1 protein-coding gene is annotated in these 2,392 nt (G+C 71.8%); it reads right to left on the reverse strand.

Annotated elements, in window-relative coordinates; all coding sequences use genetic code 11:
* On the reverse strand, window positions 1-2,392 hold a 2,392-nt coding region (locus K7640_RS29760; protein WP_255610218.1), incomplete at both ends, for a M36 family metallopeptidase.

A 2,392-nucleotide genomic window follows, 5' to 3' on the forward strand; every position in this document is an offset into this window, starting at 1 on the left:
GGCGCTGTAGCCGACGCCGCGGCGGGCGAAGGAGCCCCAGATCGTGCAGGCGTTCTCGCCGCCGGTCAGCGCCGCGTCGGCGGCGATGATGGCGTTGCGGGCGGTGACGAAGCCGGGGGCGCAGCCCTGCATCTTCAGCCCGTCCATCACCAACTGCAGGGACAGGTTGTTACCGCCGGTGTTCCACGGGTCGTAGACGTTGGGGTTGTACCCGTGCCGGTCGATGAGGTCCCAGGTCATGTCCCACAGGACGGAGGCCCAGCCGTGGCCGATGCCGTGCGGCGCGGCCAGCGAGGTGCCGTTCAGCCAGCCACCGGTCTTGATGCTGTCGTAGGTGAACGGCTGGGTCTCCATGTTCCGCGAGTACGGCCGCGGCCGGATGCCGGCGCCGCTGCGGTCGGGCTGGAAGAGGGCGTACGGGCCCATGCCGCGCACCCCGTCGGCCGTGTCGACCTTCGGGTCGAGCAGCATGGTGAGCGCGAAGTAGTCGCTCCAGCCCTCACCCATCTGTTCGTTGCCGCTGAGGCAGTTGACGCCCGGGCCACCGGTGAGGCGGTTGGAGACGCCGTGACCGTACTCGTGGATGATGATCCCGGCGTCGAAGTCACCGTCCCGGACGCCCGGGTGGTTCGGGTGCTTGCGCAGCGAGCCGGTGACGTCGCCGGCGGCGATGGCGGCCTTGATGGCGGCGCCGTCGGCCTGGGTCACCGCGACCGCCGGGATGGCCACCGGTGCGGTGCTCATGGCGCCGGTCAGCACCGGCGCGGCGCCGGTGGCGTTGTGCGCGACCACTACCGCCTTGGCGCCGAGGGACTGGGCGACCTGGGCGCGCTGCAGGTAGCTGCAGGCCACCGTGCCGCCGTCGACGACCGCGAGCCAGTTGCCGCTCGGCAGCGTGCCGGGGTAGGTGGCGGTGGCGCAGCCGGTGCCGCCGTAGACGAACCGCTGCCCGGACAGGCCGGCGACGGTGGGGGCCGGGCTGAACCGCGACCAGGAGGCGTCGAACGAGCCAACCCCGTCGAGGACCACCTGGTTCTGGGCGCCGAACTGGTTGCCGGGCCACAGGTACATCTGCATCCGGGGGGTGCCACCGTCGGCGGCCGGGGTGGAGAAGTTGGCGTTGTTGGTGCCGTTGCCGTCCGCGGCCTCGGCGCGGACGTAGTCGCCGCCCGTGCCGCCGCGGCCGTAGTTGTTCAGCTGGAAGTTGCCCGACGCCTCGTCGAACCCGTAGCCGTGGGTGACGTCGTGGATGACGTTGTTCCAGTAGAACAGGTTGGCGGTCGCTGCGTCCCGGTAGCTCTGCGCGTGCTCCGCGTGGTCCATCGGGAAGTTGAAGCTCAGGTTCGCCCCGCCGTCCGGGCTGCTGCCGAAGTCCGGCACGTTGTTGGCGTCCTGGTCCATGTACGCGTGGACGTTGTTGCCCTGGGTGGTGGTGTGCTCGGCGCCCGGGGCGCCGTCGGTGTCGTGCCAGCCGTACGGCGACGCGGTGCCGTCGGCCGGGTTGGTGACCAGGGTGCGGGGCCCGTCGTTCGGGCTCTCGGCCGGCCCGGCGAACACCTGGTAGCTCGATCCGTCGTTCACCGGATTGCGCGTACGGAAGGCGTCGCTGTCGAGCGTGCCGGCCCGCCCCGGCGCCAGCTGGTCCAGGTTGTGGGAGAGTTCGCTGGCGCTGTGGTGGCTGGTCCAGTCGTCGGTGTCCAGCAGGTCGCCGGTCTCGGCGTCCACCGTGGCGTTCCACAGGTGGTCGTCGGTGGCGTCGTCGATCACGACCTGCCAGGCCAGCCGCAGCCCGCCATCCTCGGTGGCCTGCCAGCCGAGCTTGGCGGGGATGGGCTCGTCGGAGATGCCGCTGCCGGAGACCACGGTGCGCTGGGCCGCGTCGGTGGCTCGGCTCATCACCCGCGGGTTCTTCGGCTCGGCCAGGTCGAGGCCGTCGGCCGCCGCCTCCACCGCCTCCACCGCGTCCAGCGAGGCGGTGCGCGGGGCGGCGTCGGGCAGGCCGGTCACCAGCGAGTCGCCGGCGAAGACGACGCTGCCGTCGCGGGCCACGCTGACCGTGGCGGTGGCCCCGAAGATCTCCAGGCCCTGGTGGCGTTGCGCCAGGGTGACGTGGGTGACCCCGTTGTGCTTGCTGCCGTAGCTGGACAGGACCGCGAGGTCCCGCAGGTCACCGGCCGCGACGCCGTACCGGACGGGGTTGGCGCGCAGGTAGTCGATCGCGATCTTGTCCGGCGTGCCCTGGTTCGGCCCGGTCAGGAAGATCGGGTTGGCCGGCGCCGAACCGGACTGCTCGGTCGCGGCCCAACCCGGTGAGGCGGCAAGTGACGTCAACGAGACGACGAGGGTGGTGGACAGCAGCAACGCCATGTTGCGGCGGCCACGGGGTGGACGA

It is taken from the genome of Micromonospora sp. PLK6-60, from assembly GCF_019890675.1.
Lineage (GTDB): Bacteria > Actinomycetota > Actinomycetes > Mycobacteriales > Micromonosporaceae > Micromonospora.